This window comes from Sulfurimonas sp. hsl 1-7 (assembly GCF_030577135.1).
In the GTDB taxonomy this organism is placed as follows: domain Bacteria; phylum Campylobacterota; class Campylobacteria; order Campylobacterales; family Sulfurimonadaceae; genus Sulfurimonas; species Sulfurimonas microaerophilus.
This window is the reverse complement of the sequence record NZ_JAUIRR010000001.1, coordinates 22,550-43,531: the sequence shown is the minus strand read 5'-3', so window position 1 is coordinate 43,531 and position 20,982 is coordinate 22,550. Positions and strand designations below refer to the sequence as shown.

22 protein-coding genes are annotated in these 20,982 nt (G+C 34.2%); 7 read left to right on the top strand and 15 right to left on the bottom strand.

All coding sequences use genetic code 11. The features are described 5' to 3' along the window. Genes QWY88_RS00195 through QWY88_RS00185 form a run of 3 tightly spaced genes read left to right on the top strand, consistent with a single transcriptional unit; the run spans nt 1 to nt 2,571 of the window. Entirely contained in the window at nt 1-888 is an 888-nt protein-coding gene (locus tag QWY88_RS00195) for a response regulator (protein ID WP_304542811.1), read from the top strand. Further along, on the top strand, nt 866-2,056 hold the full coding sequence (locus QWY88_RS00190; protein WP_304542808.1) for a sulfate adenylyltransferase: 1,191 nt from the start codon (nt 866-868) through the stop codon (nt 2,054-2,056). Before QWY88_RS00195 ends, QWY88_RS00190 begins: the two co-directional genes overlap by 23 nt. An 8-nt stretch (nt 2,057-2,064) precedes the next feature. Next, the gene (locus QWY88_RS00185; protein ID WP_304542806.1) at nt 2,065-2,571 is read left to right on the top strand and encodes a phosphatidylglycerophosphatase A family protein; all 507 of its coding nucleotides are present in this window, start codon (nt 2,065-2,067) and stop codon (nt 2,569-2,571) included. A 52-nt stretch (nt 2,572-2,623) separates the two neighbouring features. On the opposite strand, the gene QWY88_RS00180 is transcribed toward QWY88_RS00185, so the two are convergent. From QWY88_RS00180 to gdhA, 6 genes are all read right to left on the bottom strand, one after another. Next, the gene (locus tag QWY88_RS00180) at nt 2,624-3,130 is read right to left on the bottom strand and encodes a hypothetical protein (protein ID WP_304542804.1); all 507 of its coding nucleotides are present in this window, start codon (nt 3,128-3,130) and stop codon (nt 2,624-2,626) included. Nucleotides 3,131-3,140: 10 nt separating this feature from the next. Then, a complete protein-coding gene (locus tag QWY88_RS00175) occupies nt 3,141-3,896 on the bottom strand; it encodes a hypothetical protein (protein ID WP_304542802.1) in 756 nt (251 codons plus the stop codon). A gap of 4 nt (nt 3,897-3,900) precedes the next feature. After that, nucleotides 3,901-5,001, bottom strand: coding sequence for a 4Fe-4S dicluster domain-containing protein (locus tag QWY88_RS00170; RefSeq protein WP_304542800.1), 1,101 nt, complete (start codon nt 4,999-5,001; stop codon nt 3,901-3,903). 1 nt (nt 5,002) lies between these two features. Then, nucleotides 5,003-5,620: a TorD/DmsD family molecular chaperone gene (locus QWY88_RS00165; RefSeq protein WP_304542798.1), complete on the bottom strand. Its 618-nt coding sequence runs from the start codon at nt 5,618-5,620 to the stop codon at nt 5,003-5,005. Between the two features lie 67 nt (nt 5,621-5,687). After that, nucleotides 5,688-7,493 carry a mechanosensitive ion channel family protein gene (locus tag QWY88_RS00160; RefSeq protein WP_304542796.1) on the bottom strand — a complete coding sequence of 602 codons (1,806 nt, stop codon included), beginning with the start codon at nt 7,491-7,493 and terminating at the stop codon, nt 5,688-5,690. A 9-nt stretch (nt 7,494-7,502) separates the two neighbouring features. Then, on the bottom strand, nt 7,503-8,858 hold the full coding sequence (gene gdhA / locus QWY88_RS00155; protein WP_304542794.1) for an NADP-specific glutamate dehydrogenase: 1,356 nt from the start codon (nt 8,856-8,858) through the stop codon (nt 7,503-7,505). Nucleotides 8,859-9,015: 157 nt separating this feature from the next. Here gdhA and QWY88_RS00150 point away from each other — a divergent pair, with 157 nt between their 5' ends. Further along, a complete protein-coding gene (locus QWY88_RS00150; protein WP_304542793.1) occupies nt 9,016-10,947 on the top strand; it encodes a methyl-accepting chemotaxis protein in 1,932 nt (643 codons plus the stop codon). 16 nt (nt 10,948-10,963) lie between these two features. On the opposite strand, the gene QWY88_RS00145 is transcribed toward QWY88_RS00150, so the two are convergent. Next, nucleotides 10,964-11,335 (bottom strand): hypothetical protein, encoded by a 372-nt coding sequence (locus QWY88_RS00145; RefSeq protein WP_304542791.1) that lies wholly within the window; start codon nt 11,333-11,335, stop codon nt 10,964-10,966. Nucleotides 11,336-11,393: 58 nt separating this feature from the next. On the opposite strand from QWY88_RS00145, the gene QWY88_RS00140 reads away from it, so the two are divergent. Then, nucleotides 11,394-11,792, top strand: coding sequence for a rhodanese-like domain-containing protein (locus tag QWY88_RS00140; RefSeq protein WP_304542789.1), 399 nt, complete (start codon nt 11,394-11,396; stop codon nt 11,790-11,792). Between the two features lie 117 nt (nt 11,793-11,909). Here the strand turns inward: QWY88_RS00140 and QWY88_RS00135 are convergent, their stop codons facing one another. Both QWY88_RS00135 and QWY88_RS00130 read right to left on the bottom strand, forming a co-directional pair. Further along, entirely contained in the window at nt 11,910-12,596 is a 687-nt protein-coding gene (locus QWY88_RS00135; RefSeq protein ID WP_304542787.1) for a superoxide dismutase, read from the bottom strand. Nucleotides 12,597-12,691: 95 nt separating this feature from the next. Then, a complete protein-coding gene (locus tag QWY88_RS00130; RefSeq protein WP_304542785.1) occupies nt 12,692-13,165 on the bottom strand; it encodes a hypothetical protein in 474 nt (157 codons plus the stop codon). Nucleotides 13,166-13,231: 66 nt separating this feature from the next. Here QWY88_RS00130 and QWY88_RS00125 point away from each other — a divergent pair, with 66 nt between their 5' ends. After that, the gene (locus QWY88_RS00125) at nt 13,232-13,948 is read left to right on the top strand and encodes a DUF445 domain-containing protein (protein ID WP_304542783.1); all 717 of its coding nucleotides are present in this window, start codon (nt 13,232-13,234) and stop codon (nt 13,946-13,948) included. A 4-nt stretch (nt 13,949-13,952) separates the two neighbouring features. Here QWY88_RS00125 and QWY88_RS00120 read toward each other — a convergent pair whose 3' ends face one another. Both QWY88_RS00120 and QWY88_RS00115 read right to left on the bottom strand, forming a co-directional pair. After that, nucleotides 13,953-14,162, bottom strand: a complete 210-nt coding sequence (locus QWY88_RS00120) for an RNA-binding S4 domain-containing protein (RefSeq protein ID WP_304542781.1) — start codon at nt 14,160-14,162, stop codon at nt 13,953-13,955. Nucleotides 14,163-14,174: 12 nt separating this feature from the next. Further along, nucleotides 14,175-15,101, bottom strand: a complete 927-nt coding sequence (locus QWY88_RS00115; RefSeq protein WP_304542779.1) for a bifunctional methionine sulfoxide reductase B/A protein — start codon at nt 15,099-15,101, stop codon at nt 14,175-14,177. Between the two features lie 163 nt (nt 15,102-15,264). On the opposite strand from QWY88_RS00115, the gene QWY88_RS00110 reads away from it, so the two are divergent. Beyond that, complete coding sequence (locus tag QWY88_RS00110) at nt 15,265-16,017, top strand: response regulator transcription factor (protein ID WP_304542777.1); 753 nt, start codon at nt 15,265-15,267, stop codon at nt 16,015-16,017. Nucleotides 16,018-16,024: 7 nt separating this feature from the next. Here QWY88_RS00110 and QWY88_RS00105 read toward each other — a convergent pair whose 3' ends face one another. The 4 genes from QWY88_RS00105 to QWY88_RS00090 all read right to left on the bottom strand — a co-directional run bounded on the left by QWY88_RS00105 (nt 16,025) and on the right by QWY88_RS00090 (nt 20,850). After that, the gene (locus tag QWY88_RS00105; RefSeq protein WP_304542775.1) at nt 16,025-18,310 is read right to left on the bottom strand and encodes an ATP-binding protein; all 2,286 of its coding nucleotides are present in this window, start codon (nt 18,308-18,310) and stop codon (nt 16,025-16,027) included. Nucleotides 18,311-18,329: 19 nt separating this feature from the next. Beyond that, on the bottom strand, nt 18,330-19,142 hold the full coding sequence (locus tag QWY88_RS00100; protein WP_304542773.1) for a peptide deformylase: 813 nt from the start codon (nt 19,140-19,142) through the stop codon (nt 18,330-18,332). Between the two features lie 61 nt (nt 19,143-19,203). Next, nucleotides 19,204-19,365, bottom strand: a complete 162-nt coding sequence (locus QWY88_RS00095; protein WP_304542771.1) for a hypothetical protein — start codon at nt 19,363-19,365, stop codon at nt 19,204-19,206. Nucleotides 19,366-19,380: 15 nt separating this feature from the next. Further along, nucleotides 19,381-20,850, bottom strand: coding sequence for an NAD(P)/FAD-dependent oxidoreductase (locus tag QWY88_RS00090; protein WP_304542769.1), 1,470 nt, complete (start codon nt 20,848-20,850; stop codon nt 19,381-19,383). Nucleotides 20,851-20,982: the final 132 nt, after the last annotated feature.

Sequence of the window (20,982 nt, the reverse complement as noted above, 5' to 3'; positions counted from 1 at the left end):
GTGAAGATATTAATTATAGAAAACGAAGTATATTTAGCACAAAGTATAGCAACAAAGCTAGGTGAACTTGGACATGTATGTGAGATGTGTACATCAACAAAAGATGCGATTCGTGGCAACAACTACGACGTGGTACTTTTATCTACCAATATAAATGGTCAAGATTTCAATCCTGTTATAGAGACATTTAAAAACTCTATTGTTATTTTAATGGTTTCTTACATTAGTAATGACACTGTTTCAAAACCGTTAAGTGCCGGAGCAAAAGACTACATATTAAAACCGTTTATGATCGAAGAACTTGTAAGAAAGATAGATCATTATCAAGACTATGAAAGACTAAAAAAACGTAATTTAGCGTATGAGAAGTATCTAGATTATACATTTGCAAATGCTAAAAATGAGATCTCTTTAGAAAATGTTGAACTTCCACTTTTTATCTCTTCAAATTTTCAAAAATATGCAGATGCTTTTGCATTTGAATATGCCAGAGTACAGAACCTACCTATACATTTCGTAACACTTAGTGATCCAAAAGCGTTAACAGAGATCGAAAACCTCCCACAAAACAGTATAATTTATCTTATAGATTATCAGGCTTTGAAAAAAACCGATAAAAAAACTTTTTGTGAACTGATAGCAGATAAAAAAGCAATTATATCTTCAACGGATAAAATTGATGAAGTTGAGCACAGGGTTGTTGAGATAAAAAGTGAGAGTAATGTATTTGATAAAAATGAAATACTCCCAATTGAAGACTATGTAAAATATATAGTATTAAATTATCAAGATAAGTATCCTGACACTGAACTCTCGAAAAAGCTAGGTATCAGTCGTAAAAGCTTATGGGAGAAACGTAAGAAATATGACATCATCAAGAAAAAATAAAACCCTATATATAGATAAAGAGGCTGCTTCTGCATTAGAACTTGTAAAAGACGGACTGTTATTACCGGTTACAAAACTTATGAACGAAGCTGAGTCTAAAGAGGTTCTACGTACAGGACTTATTGATGGTAAAACTTTTCCTTTCCCGTTTATTTTAGCTCCATCAGGGAAAAAGAATGAAGAGGTGATCAAGTCACTAAAAAAAGGTGAAGAGGTCTTAATTCTTTGTGACGGTATAGAATATGCGACAATGGTTATTGATGAGATATTCTCAATCGATCCAAAAGATCGTGTAAAACATATCTATGGGACAGATGATCATACCCATCCCGGTGTTATGGCAACTCTAAAACGTCTTGGAAAATATGCTATTTGCGGTGAGTATGAGCTTATTGAGCAGAAAGAGAACGAATCTAAAGAAGCGATCAAAAAAGCAAAAGAGTTACTCGGAGCTAAACATGTCACTTCTCTTGTGATGGGGGCTAATCCTCTACACCGTGCACATGAAAAACTGATTCGTCAGACGTTAGAGAATACAGATCTGTTAGTAATATTCTTGCTGAAACCTTACGATAATGCAAATCTTAGTTTCGACATCAGAAAAGAATCACTGGAATACTTTATAAACAACTATCTTCCAAAAAGTAAAGTGATTATCGTACCATTGGAAAACAGTTATATTTTTGCAGGCTACAATGAGATCATCATTGATGCCATAGTTGCAAAAAATTACGGATGTAATAGATTAACAATTGGACGTAACCATGCAGGTCTTGGAATGTTTTATGATTGTAACTCAAACAAATCTATTGTAGACAGAGTGATGGGGATAGAGATAGATATTACCGTTGCAAGTGAATATGTTTACTGTGACCAGTGTCGTACACTTGTAAGTAAAAACACTTGTCCACACGGGCAACACCATCAAATCTCATATCATGCAGATTCTATTCTAGAGATACTTGAGTATGGACTGCTTCCGCCTGCAGTACTTATTAGAAAAGAGATATCTTCGTTTATCTTATCGAAACTATTTGTCAACCGATTTAAAAATCTTGAAAAGCTTTACTACGATACTTTCCCTGTTACGGGACTGCTTGAAGAGCATACGGAAAAAGATTTTTATCTTGAGTTGATGAAACTTTATCAAACAACTTCACTTACATAAGGAATTTAATGAATTGGTTTTTTTTAACCTTAGGTTACAGTGGACTTTCTCCTAAAGCACCCGGGACTGTCGGTACGTTAGTATCACTCCCTTTAGGTATGCTCATACTTATCTATTTTGGAGCGAGTACACTCTTTTTAGCGACACTTCTTATCTCTGTTATAGCGATCAAAGCTATCAACAGTTATGAAGAGAAATCAGGTATCCATGACAATCAAAAAATTGTAATCGATGAACTTGCAGGTATGTGGTTTGCACTCTCAGTTGCACCGGCTATGAGTGTAGCTATGCCCGAAGTGATGAATATTGAAAACGGTTTTTTAATCCAGTCATTACTCTCTTTTGTACTTTTTAGATATTTCGATATTACAAAGCCTTCTATTATAGGTAAAATTGACAGAGAAGCAAAAGGTGGTATTGGTGTAATGGGTGATGATATCATCGCAGGATTTGCAGCAGGAATCACTTCTGCCCTACTTTGGCAAGGTTGGTTACAACTGGAAACTCTCTTCTAAAAAAGAGAGTTACATTTCCACGCAACGCAGAAGTTACGTTGCTATTTTCCTTTTAAATAAACATTGGATCGTCAGTAGGTTCGATCTCTTCAAAATCTTCTATAATTTGCTCAAACATCTTTTTTGTTTTTTCCGCTTTAACAATGTTTTCTTCGAAAACAGTTTTAGATGCAGGAAATGCTTCTGCAAGTTGATTATAAATTAACACACGTCCGTTGATATGTTTGTTAATTTCATCAAATGCCGTTCTTAAATAATCTTTTGATGTAGTATGTCTAAAAAGAGCTCTTACCATTTTTAAACGCTCTTTGATAGGAAGTGATTCATCGATCCCTTCTGCAATTCTTTTAATATCTAAACGTGAAAGATATACACCGCTAATTGCCGGTGCTAACAGTTTTTCAGTTAATGCATCAACAAACTGTGGAACAGGCTCTTCATCCTCTTTATCCCCGATATCCGGATTTTGAGCACCATTTTGTTCAGGTTCAAGTGAACACTTCTCTTGTACAAATTTATCGAACTCTGCTCTTAAATCAGCTAAATCTTCATGATTCATATTTTTTCCTTTACTTAATTAAACTATACGCTTTTTTTGTTAATTTTTCTAATAAGTCATCATAACTTGTATATGATGCATTTAGTTCATCTGCACGTTTTTTAAGTGCTGAGAACTGTTTTGTATTTTTCATATCAAGATTATATTTTCCAAGTTTTTCGATCATTGAAAGATCATTCATACTTGAAAAATCCAACACTGCATCAAACTCTGAAAAATCTACTTTTAAATCAGATGCTATTCTATTGATATCGGCATCGCTTATCTCAACTTCTTGTGTAAAAGCTAAAAGCTCTTCAAGACTATCGTTAAAATAGCTCACGTTAAATCCACATGCTAAGAATGAAAATGCTTTTGCATAATGGTTCGTACCGATGATCGCAATTTTCGAAGCATAGAGGTCTTTAAGATGTTCTGTTAAAACACGAATAGAGAAAATATCCCCTCTAAGTGTTTGATCTTCACGATAGATGATATCACACATCCCGCTACGCTTCACAAGTGAGGATGCATCATCGACGATCTCCACTACATCTGTAACATATTCGCTTGAGATCACTGCACCGTTTACGTGAGACTGTTTCATGTTGCTCACAGTAAAATAAAGATCATCTTCGCGAATATTCATAGGGATCATCATCACATCATCGTTGTTCTCTTTAAACATTTTGTTGATGATTGCAGAAAATCTACTTACCCCTGCATGTTCACCGATATAACCAAAGAGTTTTGTTTGGTTAGATATTTTATTATCATTATTCATCATAGTTCTAATATTTCTCCGTAATTCCCCATAGTTCTCGGGCTTCTTCATCTTCACATTTACATCTGTAACACAGTTTTTCATCACCTGTCGTACTAAAGATCACATTACATTCATTACATCTTTTTACATTAAAACCGATAAGGTTTACCACTTCAGGTTCAAAAAACTCTTTTACTTTATAAGAGCTTGAAAGTGTTATTGCATCAGGGGCACATACATCATGACATATATGACACTTAATACATAAAAATGGGTCAAAGTCTATCTTAGAATTTTTTACATCAGAGCTCAGTGCTCCTGTTGGACAAACCCTATAACACATTTGACATGCTGTACAAGCCTCTTCATCCATCAACTTTTGTGAAGTAAAACTTACCTCTGTAGCATCAATTACATGAAACTGTGAAGGTTTTGGCGCTCTTTTGATTGCAGTAAAAAAAATCTTTCTTCTTTCCGGAATAATCTTTTTCTTTAAAAGTGCAATATCTGTTTTTTGTAGATTATGTTCTACTAGTTCATCAGTTGCTTTTTGCACCTCATCTTCAAAAGATTTTCTTGCTTTTGCAACAGTTTTAAGATTTAACGAGTTTAAAAACTCTCTACGATCAGCCATAGTTTCTTCAGAGTTTTCATACTTAATATCTTCCATAGAGATAACAGCATCATTCTCCATCGCTTCTAAGATGTATGTAGCTTCTTCAAAATTTGCTTCTATCTGAGCTTTACATGTAGAGGCTATTTCACACTCACCACAATGTCCCATATCAAACACAAGCTCTTTTTTAAGTACTGCAAGTGAAATAATATGCTCAACGCTCAGTGCTGCTATACAAGGAACATTTTTACGACATGATATAAGAGGATCCTTTTCCTGTACAAAATCAAAGAAAAAATCTGTAGGGGAAAACTCATCCATAGTAAGTGCTTCACTTGGACAAACTGCCCCGCAGGCTCCACAAGTTACACACTCAGAAAAATTGATTGCAGGAAGTGTTTTGCCTTGCTGAATAACTATAGCATTTGTCGGACATACCACTTCACATCTATTACACTCACTATCTATACTAAGCGAGCGAACACATAAACCTGCATTTAAGTTAATCATACTATGCGTGCGTCTCTTTTGTAAGATATTCGTTATCACTTAAGATAAACTCTAAAGCCATATCTGCAGCTTCGTAGTAAAGCGGTGTTCTTGATTCATATTTCATGTTGATCAAGTACAGTGGTGCCCATTTAATAAGATGTTTATTTAAAAAGTCGTGTTGTACGCGTCTAAGTTCCGCTACAGCTTCTTCATCACCCTCTTCAATCGCTTTTAATTCCGCTTTTGCAAGGTGATGCATAAACTCTAACTCTACACCGATATGGTCAGATGAAACCGTACGTGCAGCTTCATAGTCAACCATAAAATCATATGCACTGTAGATATCAGTAACCGGGTTTGCACCGCCAGTTTCTATCATTTGATCTTCGCGTGTGTAAAACGTCTCATAAGGGATCAAGTGTAAAATAGACAGGTTTACAAAATCAGGATTAATATGCTCATCCAGAAGCGTTTTTTCATCCATAGTATAGAATGGTTCCCACTCTTTTAAAACCGGGAAAAACTCTAAAATATTTTCATCATTTTTGATGATGTTAAGAGTCTCAAGATCTAATTCTTGTAGTAATATACGTGATAATAAAGCATAAATATTTATTCTTGCTTGTGTTTCTTCCATAAATTCTCTTTAGCTAATAAATTTTCGAATTGGAGATTTTATCATAAAATACTAAAATAAAGATTATTTATTTTTCTTGATACACAGAGAGCGACGGGAACGCAAATTCTAAGGAATTCTCCTCAAGTATCTTCATTATTTTATGCATCACATCCTCTTTTGTTTTTAACCAGTCTTCCCACATTACAGACTTCGAAAAACAATATATTAAGATATCGATACTTGAAGATGAGAACTGGTCTAGATAGACAAGTAAATTTGTTTTCACCCCTTCTAAATCATCTTTGGAAACAAGCTTAGTCATCTCCTCTTTTTTATACTCATACTTTGTATTTGGCGTAGCGATATCCGGATGTGCCAGTAACATCTCTTTGATCTGTGCAACTGCTCTTTTAATATCATCCGATTTTGAACTATACTTCACCCCAATGTTCATCTTGATTCTTCTACCAACTTTACGTTTGTTCCAGTTCTTGACATCTTTTGAAGCAAATGTACCGTTTGGTATGGCGATAAGGGCATTGTCAAATGTTCTGATCGTAGTTACCCTAAGCCCGATCTCAACAACGACACCCTCTTTGTCATCTATAGCAATCCAATCCCCTTGTGAGAACACATCAGAAAAAAGGATAGATACCGTTCCAAAAAAGTTAGATATTGTATCTTTGGCTGCAAATGCAAGAGCAAATCCACCGATACCTAAACCTGAAAGTACAGTTGTTAAATCTACTCCCGCAAAATAAAGTGCCAGCAATATACCAATAATTAAAATTACAAAGTTAATAATTTTAATACTGACGTTTATGATGTCTTTTTTGATGTTTTTACTTGTCGTATCTATGGAACGGAGTTTAATTGTTGCTACTCTGTTTACAATAATGTAAAGAATATAGGTTGCATAAAAACCATAGATTATATTGAACCCTCTTGTTAAAGGGTCTATCGAACTAAAATTATTGTAAAGGTATATCAGTAAATTTATATTGATAATAATAAATAAACTATCAATCGGTTTAATCAGCTTTACAACGATACGTTCAGAGTACTCCTTTAAATACGCAATTTGCGACATAATATTTCGCAACGCAAATAAAGCAATTTTTCGTAAGATATAAACAATGACACTTAACATAATCATCATTAATAGTTTAGTAACATCTAAACCGTATTTTTCAAGCAGATTGTTGAAAGGTTGAAAAAATTCTAAAGAATCTAAAGTATAGACTACTTGAATTAAATGGTATTTTTCATACTTATTGAGTCCATACATCTTATCTTTAAGACGGTAAAGATAAACTATAATATCTCTGTTTAACTCTAAAAGTGCATAGTACTCTTTCACATTTGCCTGAAGATCGACTACAACCTTTGAATCTGCTGGCCAAGAAAAGTACTCTTTATAGTTAGTATCATCTATTTTCAAAATCTCTGCTTGATTTTGATTAACCAGTGTAGTCAACTGATTTTCAAACATCTCAAGGCTCGGTTTATCCAAAGCGAAAAGAATATCTTTTAACATTTTTCCTTGGCTACGTAAGATCTGATATGATTTTAATTGCACCTCATCTCTAAGTACGGCTGTACTATTCCCCGCACGCTTGTTAATTGCAATAATTTTTTGTAATGAAAAGATCTTTTGCTCATATTTTGCGAACTCTTTTATATACTTATTTCTATCAACCAATAACGTTGTTAAAGCATTATTATAAAGCCTATTTTCATCTTGCAATATCTGTTGAATCTCTTCTTCAGATATATTGTTATCGTCCATTTTATAATAGTTTTGTAGCTGTGCATCTATAAATGTAGAATAGGATGCAGCGATTAAACTACTTGAAAAAATGATTACAAATAAAAACAGTATTTTTTTCATTAAATTTACCTAGATACCCTCTGCGATCATAGCGTCAGCAACTTTTTTAAATCCCGCGATGTTAGCTCCGTCAACATAGTTTCCTTCAACGCCGTAGTCTTTAGCTGTTAGTGCTACCCTTTTACAGATCATCTGCATTGTTGATTTTAACTTCTCATCAACTTTTTCAAAACTCCATTTACTCATTGAAGCGTTTTGACTCATCTCGAATTCACTTACAACTACTCCACCGGCATTTGCCGCTTTTGCAGGTGCGAAACAAAGTTTATGTGATTGTAAAAGTTCTATAGCTTCAGGAGTTGAAGGCATATTTGCACCTTCGGTTACACTTATACAACCGTTTTCTATGAGGTTTTTAGCATCAACTTCCGTAAGTTCATTTTGTGTAGCACAAGGGAAAGCCGCATAACAAGGGATGTCCCAAACTGCATGGCCACCTTCTGGGTATTCATCAACAGTAATATATTTTGCTTCAGGGTGCGTTTCTAAATATTTTTCTAAAGAGAGACGTTTTTCAAGCTTAATATCTTTTAAAAGCTCTAAATCAACTCCTCTTGAATCATAAATAGTTCCGCTAGAGTCTGAACAGCTCACCGGCAGTGCACCGATATGATAAAGTTTTTCAATAGCATGCAGAGCAACATTCCCTGCTCCGCTTACCGTACAGATCTGACCTTTTAACGGCTCTTTCCCCTCCATATCCAACATAGTCTCAGTAAAATAAACGGCACCGTAACCTGTTGCTTCTGGACGCATTAAAGAACCTCCGAAAAAGAAAGGTTTTCCTGTAAGAACCCCTTCATATGTAGAAGTTATCTTTTTATACTCTCCAAAAAGGTACCCTATTTCACGACTACCGACACCGATATCCCCTGCAGGAACATCCATACGCGGTCCTATGTATTTGTGAAGTTCGATCATAAAAGATTTACAAAATTTCATAATTTCAGAGTCACTTTTCCCTTTTGGATCAAAGTCACTTCCACCTTTAGCTCCACCGATCGGTAAACCTGTTAAGGAGTTTTTTAAGATCTGCTCGAAGCCTAAAAATTTTAAAATCCCTTCATTCACAGTTGGATGAAAACGAAGACCTCCTTTATATGGTCCTAAAGCGTTATTAAACTGCACACGGTATCCGGTATTTACTTGAACTTGGTTCTTATCGTCCAGCCACGTTACTTTAAATTTTATGATTCTGTCTGGAACAACCAAACGTTCTAAAATAGAATGCTCTGCGTACTTTTTATCAGACTCCAATAATGGAGATATAGAGTATATAACCTCATCCAATGCTTGATAAAACACATTGTTTTCAGCACAGTTAGAATTTTTAAATTTTTGAATCTCTGACTCGGCAAAGCTCATTTTTCCACCTTGAATTAGTAAATGTTTATTAATATTTTTTATGCTGCTAATTGTATCACAAAAGAGATTTTTTTTTGAAAATTAAAGATGCTTTAATCTAAGAATCCACCTCTATGTGTTAGAATAGCAACACAAAACGGAAAAAGGTGGAATAACTATGTTCAAAAGTTTAAGTATTAAACAAAAAATGAACTACCTCATCGCAATAGCGACATTTGCAATTTTAGCTGCTACAGCATTTGTATTTTTTGCTATGAGTGATATAGACAGTGACTATGAAAAGCTTCATAAAAGTTCTTTACAAGCTGGTTTACTAACACTTAAGATAGAAAAGAACATGAACTATGTTAGTAGAACAGATAGAGCTGTAATGCTCGGTGGTGATCGCGAAAAAGATCTAGAAAAATTACGTACAACTATTGATAACATTAAAAAAGATTTTGAAGCACTTGATGCACTTTTGGAAAATGATAGTTCTTATGAGTTATCTGTCAAAGCAAAAGATTCAACACTTTTATTTTTAGACAACGCATATAAAATGGTTTCTTCACTTACTCCTGAGGAGATCAAAAACTCTAAAGCTGAAATATATGAAAAATATAGAAAGAATTTAACGCCTTATGCAGAAAAATCTAGAAAATATTTCAAAGAGCTTGCAAAACTAAGACAAGATGCACTCAATAACGATTCAAGAGATATGCAAACAAAAATATCTTTTTACAAATACTTTGTATTCATTGCAGGCGTTTTTGTAGGTCTGATTGTTTTAATTGCTGCTGCATTCATTAGAAAATCTATCACTTCGGGTATAGAAAACTTTACAGATTTAATTACATACTCGGCAAACGGTGATTTCTCACATAAATGCAATATTGCTGCAGATGATAAAACAGAACTCGGCATCATGGGAAGCCATCTTGCTGAACTTCTAGAACATGTTGAGAAACTTATCAGTGAGATCAATATTACTATTACAAACGCATCAAAAGGTGATTTTTCAAAACCTATCTCTTCTGAGGGATTAAAAGGTGAGTTTATTTTAGCTATTGACAGTGTTTCACAAAGCATTGACTTTATGAAAGAACAACACCAAAAAGGGAAACGTGATGCACTTAACTCTAAACTGAGTGTAAAAAGCACGCAGGTTACAGAGTCGTTAAGTCTTATCCAAACAAATCTACAAACAAATATAGAAAACTTAAAAGCTGTAACTTCATCAACGAAACACGCGTCTAATTTAGCAAACGATTCACGCGACAATATCACTGCAGTAGTTGAAGAGTTACACACGCTGCACCAACAAGTAACTACTAACAATGGCAGCATAGAAGAGTTAGCTGCTCAAACAAGTAGTATCACTACGGTTATCGACCTTATTACGGATATTGCAGATCAAACGAATCTTCTTGCACTTAATGCTGCTATTGAAGCTGCTCGTGCAGGTGAACACGGCCGTGGATTCGCAGTTGTTGCGGACGAAGTAAGAAAACTGGCTGAAAGAACTCATAAAGCTACAAGTGAAATCTCAGTCTCTATCAAATCTTTACAACAAGGTATGAATGAGATCCAAGAGAGTTCTGAAGCGATGAAAGTAACGGTAGATGACTCAACAGAGAAAATCGAACAGTTTGAAGATACATTGGTTGAACTCAGTTCAAACTCTGCAAAAATTGTTGATCAGTCTTACCATATGGAAAACAGCATCTTTATTGTACTTGCTAAAATTGATCACATCCTTTACAAAGCACGTGCATATAACTCTTTAATGACACTTCAGAAAACGCTTAATCCTACATCGCATAATGAATGTAACCTTGGAAAATGGCATAATAATGAAGGAAAACGCAGATTCAGCTATACAACATCTTATAAAAAATCTGAGTCTGTTCATGCTATAGTTCATGATAAAGCGAATGTTAATCTTCACTATGTAGAGATGGCAAATCCGGAACAAGTAGTCTTAGAACATGAGCAAACTATCATTGAAAACTTTGATACGATGGAAAAAGCATCTCACGAACTCTTTGATCTACTAGATAGTATGATTATTGAAGCACATGGGAAAGATGTAAATCAAGTAGAGGGATAAACCTCAAAAACTTTCTCTATTCCCAGTCTTGATATTTTGACTGGGAATGCTTGTCTTTTTTATAACGTCTGGCATTTTTACTTTTATCTAGCTGATTTGAAGCATAGGTGATCTCTTCTTTAATTTTTTCAATATCTTCATCACTCTCTTTATAGGCGATTATCTTTTTTACTAAAGTTTGCAGATCTTGCAATTCACCTTTATAAAGTTGTACCTCTTCAACTCGATTTAAAAGTTTCATACCATTCTCAACTTTTTTTACAAACTTCTCTTTTGATAAATCATCAGTGTTTGCAAGGTATGAGTTGATACTTTTATGAAATCTTTCCAATGCCCTTATATATCGTAGTCTGTTTGCATTGTCTATCGCTTTTTTAGAGGCTGCCATTATGATCCTATTTGTGTTAAGTAGTTATAATTATACAATTTTATTTTGGAGAAAAAAATTGAAAAGAATTTTCTTAACTTTAACTCTTCTTACAATCTCTTTATTTGCTGATTATAAAAGTCAATATATCACTCAAGAGCTACTAGATTCTAAGACACCTATCGTAGATATCAGAACTCCGCCTGAATGGAGAGAAACAGGTTTATTAAAAGGTGCTATCCCTATTATGTTCTTCGATCAGCGTGGCGGATATAATATAGACAACTTCCTAAAAGAGCTCAATGCAAAAGTGGATACTTCAAAACCGTTTGCAATCATTTGTCATACGGGAAGCCGTACATCGCTAGTGGGACCTTGGATGTCTGAAAAATTAGGCTACAAAGTGATCAATCTTCAAGGCGGGATGGATTATGCAACCAGAGGATTAAAACTCATAACATATCCATATAAAAGATGAAAAGCTTTTTCAAGTTTTTATTTCACTTTACACTGCGCGTAGTAATCACTTTTGCAGTATTAAGTTTCCTCATCTTTTTATTATGGGGATTTTTATATCTGATATTTTATTAAAAACTCAAGAAGAAGTCTCTTCTTGATGTTGCAATTCATCCAAATAATCCGACATAAGATCATCAGGATCGTTATTTACAATCCCTGCAAGACCAATCACATTCAGATGTTCTTTGTCTGCATATACTTTTGATACATTGTCCCAGTTAATGTGTTCCCAAAACCCTTCAAGGTATTTTAGACGTTCATTTTTATAATCAAGATAATATGCATGTTCCCAGACATCACAAGTTAAAAGCGGTGTTTGTGAATGTGCAATAGGTGTATTGGCATTGGATGTATTTACAATTTTTAGATGTTCATGCTGATCGATGATCAGCCATGTCCATCCTGAACCGAAATTACCAACGGCAGCATTTAAAAACTCTTCTTTAAACTTTTCCATACTTCCAAACACTTCAGATATCTTTTGTGCAAGAGCATCTGATGGTGTTGTCTTTGTAGGAGAGAGACAATTCCAATAAAAGTTATGGTTGAATATTTGTGCTGCATTATTAAAAATAGCACCCTCGGACTGTGAGATAATATACTCTAAGCTCATAGTTTCGTAATCTGTACCCTCGATCAAACTATTGAGTTTATTAACATATCCTGCATGATGTTTTTTATGATGGAAAAGTAATGTTTGCTCCGATAAAAAAGGTTCTAGAGCATCTGATTTATACGGTAAAGCAGGTAATGAATGTTTCATAATAGGCCTCCATAATGTATCTCTTAAAATCATTATAGCTTATTTTTTACAAACTGCATAAGGGAGTCTTACAAGACTCCCTAGACTCTATCTCACTATAGTAATGATTTTATAACGTTGCTTACACCTTGATGTAAGTTATAGTTCGCTATTGGAAAGTCAAGTGCTTCATTCTCTAAATTCACACTATATTTACTCAAGTAAGTTCCAAGTGCTTCAAGGTCTATAGGTGTATATTTATTACAATCTTCTTCGCTTAACTTTGTTCTAAGTAGTTGATTTGCCTCATTTGATTTTGCTATTGTAAAAACTAACATCTTTAACGATACAAAATCACTCCACTCTAAAAACAGTTCAGGTGTTAAGAGCTCTGTTTTGTCACCTTGCGGGTCAAATAAAATACCGCTATCTCTTAAAGGGATAAGTACAGATAAGACCGCATTGGAAAACGGTCCAACCTTCTCTTTCCAAAAAGGAGATTCATTTCTTGTATCCAGCTCTCTAAGAATTGTATCGACGATCTCATCAATTGTAGCTGTTTCAAATAATCTATATGTTTCTTCTTTCATATCAGCCTCATTTTTTTGTAATAATACTATTTTTATATATAATTACCCAAAAATTTGGAGAATAATTTGATATTAAATAAAAGTTTTATAACTAACTTTACCGCAATACTATTCATCGCTTTATCTTATATGCCAGGTTTAGATCCTTTAGTTGCTTCAAGTTTACTCTTTACGGGTCTTTTTGCACTCTCAGGTGCCCTTACAAATCAACTAGCGGTCCATATGCTTTTTGAAAAAGTTCCTTTTCTTTATGGTTCTGGAGTGATTCTTTCACGTTTTGAAGCATTTAAAAGTGCGATCAAAAACCTTTTAATGGAGCAGTTTTTTACAAAAGAGCAGTTGGAAAACTTCTTTCAAAATGAGGAGAAGAAGATAGACTTAACTCCGATCATTGAAGAGAGTGATTTTTCCCCTGCTTATGATGCACTTACCAAAACCGTAATGGATTCCCCTTTTGGCGGTATGCTTGGTATGTTTGGCGGAGAAAAAGCGTTAGAGGGGCTACGCGAACCTTTTACAAATAAACTAAAGTCAGCGATGATAACTATTGTCTCTTCTGAAAGTTTTGCACAAACACTTGATAAACATCTTAAAAGCTCTTCATTAAACGAAGACATTCTTAACTCTATTGAAACCGTAATAGATACAAGACTGAATGAACTTACACCGCAAATGGTAAAAGAATTAGTACAGAAACTGATTCGTGAACATCTTGAATGGCTTGTTGTTTGGGGCGGAGTATTTGGAGGAGTTATAGGGCTTATAAGTTCATTTGTACTATAAAAGTTTACACAACTTTTATAGTTACTTCATCACCTATCGTTAAAACATCGCCTTTAACAATTTTTGCTCTTTTTCTTGTTTCAAGTTCACCGTTTCTAAATACATACTCATGAGCAACCAGTTGTTTAGCTTCAGCTCCGCTGTCTACCAAGTCTAAAAGTTTGATTAGTTTATATAACTCTATATACTCATCCATTAAAACATATTCTATCAATTATTCTACCTTTTAAAATCTTTTTACATAACCGTGACAATACGGTTTTTTCCCTTTTCTGTCATAATAGTCTTGATGATACTTTTCAGCCTCATAAAACTCTTTTTTATCTCGAATAGTTGTAGCGACATCATACCCTTTTAACTCTAAAAGCTTGATCAATTTCTGCACTATTTTTCTCTCATTTAGATTAGAGACAAAAATAGCTGAACTGTACTGTGTTCCAATATCTGGTCCCTGCCCGTCTTTTTGCGTTGGATCATGGATCTCAAAAAAGAGTTTTGCCAATGTTTCATAATCAACCTGAGTTGCATCGTAAGTCACCTCTACAGTCTCCAGATAACCGCTATCTCCATGTGATACATCTCTATAACTAGGATTTGGCTTATCTCCACCCATATAACCGGATACGACACTCATTACCCCTTTTTTCTTTTCAAGATAATACTCAACTCCCCAGAAACATCCCCCTGCGAAATAAGCTTTTTTTAGAGTGTTATGATCAGCTTTTTGAAAATCTAAAGAGATAGAGTTTACACAATATCTTCTATTTTTATCTGTAAGCCCCTCCCCTTCAAAAACATGACCTAGATGTGCTCCGCATCTTGCACATAATATCTCTACTCTTTTACCGTCGGCATCTTTTACTTTCTTTACGGCTCCTTCAATTTCATCATCAAAACTAGGCCAACCACACCCGCTGTGAAACTTATCTTTTGAATAAAAAAGTTTTGCACCGCATTGTTTACAATAGTATGTACCGTTTTCATCAAAATTATAATATTTTCCGCTAAAAGGTCTCTCCGTACCCTTATAAATAATTACAGATTTTTCTTTTTCTGTTAAAGGTTTTAGTTCTAATTTCGGTAATTTTTTTACTTCATTTGCAGATATAATACTTGCATATACTACTAATAGAAACGTCATAAATAAGCGCATTATCAATCCTTTTGAGATTATATTATAATCTGTTAGTATCATTTTGTAACAAATTTTACACTTATTTAGATTAAGTATTGTAAATAAAAAAAAGTTATATTATAATTTTAGATATTGTGTTATCACATATTAATCATTTTTTTTTGATATAGGAAGTGTAAAGATGAATACTAAAGATAAAATACTAGTTGTTGAAGATGATGAAATAACGTCACTTAATCTCAACATATCTTTACAAAAACACGGCTACAGTGTAGTTGGAGTATGTGATAACATTGAACAGGCTAAGATCAAGATATCTACACATCGTCCGAGTGTAGTTATTATCGATATCTCTTTACAAGAGAGTGATGACGGAATTGAACTTGCCAAATATATAAAAGAGAACTATAACATTCCCTTTATCTACCTCACTTCTTACACTGATGATGAGATAATTACAAGAGCAAAAGTGACAGAACCTTACGGATACATTGTAAAACCTTTTGATCCGAATTCACTACATGCTACAATTCAAATGGCTTTGTTCAAATTCCAGGTAGAAAACGAGAGAAAACATGATATCGACACACTAAAAGTTGATAAAATGAATCTCGAAAAAATGCTTTATGCAAAACGCTCTTCTGATGAACCTATTGTCCCTTTTGGAGACGACTATCACCTAGATATTAGTATCTGTGAAACGTTTTATCATGGAAAGAAGTTAAAACTTACAAAAAAAGAGAACGCTTTTTTAAGACTATTGGTAGCACAACTCGGTTCTGTAGTAACGTTTGAACAAGCCGTAAATTATGTTTGGGAAGACAAAGGTGCTACAGAAAACAGTGTCCGTACACTTGTATGGAGACTTAGAAATAAACTTGAAACAGACATTATTAAGAATGCATCCGGAATCGGATATTATATCGAAGAGTAAAAAAACTCTATAAAATTTTTATAGCTTCTATAGCCTCTTTCATTTTCAAGAAATTTCCTTCATAGTCATAAAAAGATTCCTCTTTTTTGGCCATCTCTTCCATTTCACTTGCTGTCTTTTGTAAAAACTCTATTCTAAAATTACCGCTAGAGCCTTTAATATTATGTGCTTTTTTAGCTATTTTGTAGTAATCTTTTTTCTCTATAGCCTCTTGTAGTTCAGGTAAAACTTGTTGCATTTTAGTCACAAAAAGATCGACTAACATTGTTAATTCATCAATACTTAACATTAACTCTTTTGTGAGTGCTTTTGCATCTAAACCGAGTATCTTAACATCGGATGAACTCTTACTCTGATCAACTGAAAGATGTGTATAGTCAGGTTCTAAAAATGTATCAAAAAGATTTTCTAAGTCTTTTAAAACAATAGGTTTTCCTAAAAATGCATCATATCCGTGTAACAGCCCTTTTTCTCTAGCACCTTTTAAAACATTTGCTGTCAATGCAGAGATAGGTGTATGTTCCAAATCGTTCTCTTTTTCAAACTCTCTTATCTTTTCAACCGCTTGCGTGCCATCCATTTTTGGCATCTGTTCATCCATTAAAATAAGGTCATATCTATTGATTTTATATAACTCAATAGCATCAAGACCATTATTGACAATATCAAACTCCAAACCGTATTTTGAGAGTATGATTTTAATAAGTTCCTGATTTGCCTCATTATCCTCAGCTACTAAAATATTCCCTTTAAAGTGTTTAGAGATCTTCTTTCTGTGTTCTAAATACTCCTGAGGATATAAAAGCTCCTCAAAAGCAACTTTCAATTTTTCGCAATACAAAGGGAAAGAGATAGTATTTGTATGCATATAATTATCGTAAATGTCACACTCTTGAGAAACTATACTAATAAACTTTTTATCGGAGTTAATTATTTTGCTCATATCTTCCGAAGTTAACTCTTCATGTAAAAATATACATATGTCATACTCTAAATCTAAAGAGTTAACTATGGCAATATCCATATTGAACACTTCTGCATAGTTTAGAAATGACTTGTGTTTATAGTTAAGAGAATAGTTTTTTGCATATACTGCAACTTTAAAGTTTTTAAGTTTTTCCACCTCTTCAAAGTATAGATGTTCATCTGTATGAATCTCTACCGGGATCTTCATCCAAAAAAGGCTTCCTTGATCTACTTCCGACTCTACTCCAACATCTCCACCCATCAACTCTGCCAACTGACAAGATATTGAAAGTCCCAAGCCGGTTCCGTCACTTCTACTCTCTTTTGCAAATTGAGCTTGTCCAAAAGCTAAAAAGATATTCTCTTTATCCTCTTGAGAGATCCCTATTCCGTTATCTTCAACAGAAATTTTCAAGACTTGATCTTTACAATTTGCTTCTATGTGAATATGCCCGTCTGAAGGTGTAAACTTAATAGCATTACTTAAAAAGTTGGAGAGTATTTGTTTGATTCTTAAAATATCTCCCTCTAATTGAAGTGGTATTTTAGGATCGATAAATGAAGTTATAGTAATATTTTTCATCTTTGCACTTGCTACAAATAACTCCATAGTATGCGAGATCTCATCATGAAGAGAGAACACTTTTGGCTCAATATGGAACTCTCCGCTTCTGAGTTTTGAAAAGTCTAAAATATCATTAATAATACTTAAAAGATTTTCTCCGCTGTTCAATATAATATCCAAATAGTTTCTATGTTTTTTTGGAAGATCGTCATCTAAAAGGAGATTTACAAAACCGAGAATCGCATTTAAAGGTGTGCGTATCTCATGTGACATATTCGATAAAAAATACTCTTTTGCTTGTGATGCTATAAGAGCTTCTTGTCTCGCATCAACAAGTTTTTGAAAAATTACGTCTGTATAGTACTTTAGAATACCGCGGAAATTTTGATCGAAGATGTAAGAGATTGCATCAAAAACCTCTTTAGAGTTAATCTTTGCATCGTAAGAGAAGTCGATCATTGAGCGTCTAAAATGACTACATAATTCAAAGAGCTCATCGGCACTAATTTCTCTGTTTTTCAAATAGCTCAAAAAGTTTTGCATAACAGGACAGTTGCCTATTTGTACTTCTCCAGAGATTACACCCATAAAATAGTCAAAAACGCCACTTCCATACGTTTCAATAAAGTAATCTTTATCTATCTTATGAAGTTGTAAAATCTCCGCCGAGGTATCATAGCTAACCCATTGCTGCAATATACTCTGTTTTGATTTAGAAAAGATATCTTTACACTCATATAAAGAGCCTATATTTTCTGCCATTTTCATTTCTTTAATATCTTTATTTTACGAAGATATAAGAAAGTGTCATCACTGCAGATAGTTTTACCATTGCGATAAATGCCGTCCCTAAAATATTACCTATTTGACAACTTGTACACGTTTTATATTGTAACCCTTCATATCTACCGTAAACGATATATACAATAGTCATGAGACCTATAAAATATGATGTATATAGTTGATACTGCCAAATGTCAGATAACATTTTCTTATCTTCTACCAAGAATGATATTACAAAAACGAAAAAAAGTAAAGCTATTATAATATTTATAAATCTTATAATTTTATCTTTAAAAAATGTTGTTGGACAATAGTTCTCATACCCTATATCAGAACCAAATTCCAAGCTTCCTTCAAATCTTTGTTTTTCCTCTTTTGACAACTTATTTATAAATGTTGAACCAAATGTATAATCAATTTTTCTCTGTAGAATAATTGCCAGATCACCTTCAGCTTTTAAAACTTGATTTTCACCTGCTCTATTTTGGTATATAACGCTAATATTCTCATAACGCGTTACCTGAGCGCTTAAGTTATCATAATACGATGTAGTTTCTACTGTAGTAACTTCCCCGCTATGAGCGATCACTTTAGGATTGATAAGTTCTAAAAAACTACCATCTTCATTTTTTAAAACTATAACATTTAAATAGTTCCCTATTTGAAAAGCCGATAATGCTTTTAAATTATTTTCATTTATAGTATCTTTGAGATCATCTATTAAGGAAAATAATTTTTCATCAAATTCACGTACATTTATTCCATACTCAACACTGAGCGGAGTTGGATATTTTATTAACTCTTTTACCATCTCTTACTTTTTTTCATTCTGTGTACTATCTAAGCTAAAAACATAGCTTAGATAGAAAAATTTAGTGACTTTTACTCACTACGATTAGCATCTTAATATTGATAACTAAAAATCTAAGAAACTGATAAATAACACATGTTCTCATAGCTCTTGCGAACTTTCCTGGAATCATAGTTAAGTTAAAGTCTCTACTTTTTGCAAAGTTTTTTTCTTCGTGTTTCATTTTATACTCCTTCTATTATTCTGGAATCATTGTCCAGCCTGGATTTAGCTTCGCTTTGTAGATAAACATATAGTGAAGAATATGTTTAATCCAGTGCCCAGCAAGACCGATTTCACCGAATGTATAATCTGTATCACGTCCAGTTCCAGGATATTTTTCAAAATCTGGTACAACAGGATAAACAGTCATTGCAGCCGCTTGTCCGTCAAACCAACCTTTACCTGCAGATGCAACACATGCAGCACCCATCTCAGCCATAGAAGCTTCATGTAAATGAGCACCTTCACCCTTAGTGATTAGATCACATACAGAGTGAGCTACCGCTTTACCGATGATACCAGCAGGCATACCAGTTCTTGGCGGAGTAGGATTGATAGGAGTTCCGTTTGGTGAACTCATCGGCTGAGAGATAAGATGCGGTGGTGCAAAAGCGATACCTGCTGCAAACATATTTGGGTATGTCGGGTTTTGGTATGTTCTTGGCCAGTCACTAGCTTTCCACTCAGCATAAGGCTTAGCAGTATAGTCAGCATCAACTTTCATAAATCCGTTTGGAGCAAAGACTACATCAGTAATATCTTCACCCGCTTTATTGTAAGCTTTTAAGCCAACACCTGCAAACGGTGGAATAAGCATTGCAAAGTCAAACTCTTCTTCACCGAATGTTCCATCAAGAAGCTCATAGTTAAGTTTTCCCTTCTCAACTTTTGATACGTGTGCACCGATTAACCACTCTACATCTCTTTCAGCATAAAGTGATTCAGCAAAAAGTTTAGAGCTTACTACATAACCGCCAACTTTCATATGAAGTCCACCCATCCCGAAGTCACCTAAGAACGACTCGTTTGAGATCCATTTCATATCTGCCATGTCACGAACACCAGCTTTTCTTAATTCATGTTCAATATTGAAGATGTACTCAAAAGCAGCACCTTGACATGTACACATACCGTGGCCTGTTCCGATTAAGAATTTTTGGCGTTCACCGTTTTTCATCTTTTCGATACACTTCGCAAACTCTTCAGATGCGTGAACTGCGTGATCAGCTGTACATACAGATACTGTATGCTCACCGATCTCACTTCCTTCACCTAGACCAGGAGTTGCACCAAAATTTAGTTTTGGACCAGTAGCATTAATGATGTAATCATACTCTACGTTTTCAGACTCCCCAACCTTGTCTTGTCCAGTATATTCAATAGTTACAAAAGGCTTATCAGTTGCTTCACTTCCTTCCGGATTTAATGAAACTGCTTTAGCTTGCTTATATGTGATACCTGCTTTTGCATAAACAGGAGCTAATTCAAAAGTTACTTCCTCTTTTGACATCTCACCAACACCAACCCAAATGTTTGACGGAATCCAGTTCCATTTTGCATTTGGAGTCACAACCACAACTTCGTGTGCTGAACCTAACCATTTTGCGGCGAATGTAGCTGCAGTATGACCTGCAACACCACCACCAAGTACGACTAATCTTGCCATAAACCTTCCCTTTTAATAAGTTCTAATACAACTTTAACAGAATAAAATCACATTATTATCACAATAAAAAGCTTAAAATTTACTATTTCGTAAAGTTATACTCTACATAATTTTTTTTAAATTCCTAAAGTA

What these genes read in the sequence shown, in the direction of transcription:
- QWY88_RS00160 (WP_304542796.1), bottom strand. Translation starts at nt 7,493, where the DNA reads ATGAAAAAAATACTGTTTTTATTTGTAATCATTTTTTCAAGTAGTTTA.
- QWY88_RS00150 (WP_304542793.1), top strand. Translation starts at nt 9,016, where the DNA reads ATGTTCAAAAGTTTAAGTATTAAACAAAAAATGAACTACCTCATCGCA.
- QWY88_RS00180 (WP_304542804.1), bottom strand. Translation starts at nt 3,130, where the DNA reads ATGAATCATGAAGATTTAGCTGATTTAAGAGCAGAGTTCGATAAATTT.
- QWY88_RS00185 (WP_304542806.1), top strand. Translation starts at nt 2,065, where the DNA reads ATGAATTGGTTTTTTTTAACCTTAGGTTACAGTGGACTTTCTCCTAAA.
- QWY88_RS00135 (WP_304542787.1), bottom strand. Translation starts at nt 12,596, where the DNA reads ATGAAACATTCATTACCTGCTTTACCGTATAAATCAGATGCTCTAGAA.
- QWY88_RS00115 (WP_304542779.1), bottom strand. Translation starts at nt 15,101, where the DNA reads ATGCGCTTATTTATGACGTTTCTATTAGTAGTATATGCAAGTATTATA.
- QWY88_RS00190 (WP_304542808.1), top strand. Translation starts at nt 866, where the DNA reads ATGACATCATCAAGAAAAAATAAAACCCTATATATAGATAAAGAGGCT.
- QWY88_RS00110 (WP_304542777.1), top strand. Translation starts at nt 15,265, where the DNA reads ATGAATACTAAAGATAAAATACTAGTTGTTGAAGATGATGAAATAACG.
- QWY88_RS00165 (WP_304542798.1), bottom strand. Translation starts at nt 5,620, where the DNA reads ATGGAAGAAACACAAGCAAGAATAAATATTTATGCTTTATTATCACGT.
- gdhA (WP_304542794.1), bottom strand. Translation starts at nt 8,858, where the DNA reads ATGAGCTTTGCCGAGTCAGAGATTCAAAAATTTAAAAATTCTAACTGT.
- QWY88_RS00105 (WP_304542775.1), bottom strand. Translation starts at nt 18,310, where the DNA reads ATGGCAGAAAATATAGGCTCTTTATATGAGTGTAAAGATATCTTTTCT.
- QWY88_RS00100 (WP_304542773.1), bottom strand. Translation starts at nt 19,142, where the DNA reads ATGGTAAAAGAGTTAATAAAATATCCAACTCCGCTCAGTGTTGAGTAT.
- QWY88_RS00175 (WP_304542802.1), bottom strand. Translation starts at nt 3,896, where the DNA reads ATGATGAATAATGATAATAAAATATCTAACCAAACAAAACTCTTTGGT.
- QWY88_RS00145 (WP_304542791.1), bottom strand. Translation starts at nt 11,335, where the DNA reads ATGGCAGCCTCTAAAAAAGCGATAGACAATGCAAACAGACTACGATAT.
- QWY88_RS00130 (WP_304542785.1), bottom strand. Translation starts at nt 13,165, where the DNA reads ATGAAAGAAGAAACATATAGATTATTTGAAACAGCTACAATTGATGAG.
- QWY88_RS00170 (WP_304542800.1), bottom strand. Translation starts at nt 5,001, where the DNA reads ATGATTAACTTAAATGCAGGTTTATGTGTTCGCTCGCTTAGTATAGAT.
- QWY88_RS00090 (WP_304542769.1), bottom strand. Translation starts at nt 20,850, where the DNA reads ATGGCAAGATTAGTCGTACTTGGTGGTGGTGTTGCAGGTCATACTGCA.
- QWY88_RS00095 (WP_304542771.1), bottom strand. Translation starts at nt 19,365, where the DNA reads ATGAAACACGAAGAAAAAAACTTTGCAAAAAGTAGAGACTTTAACTTA.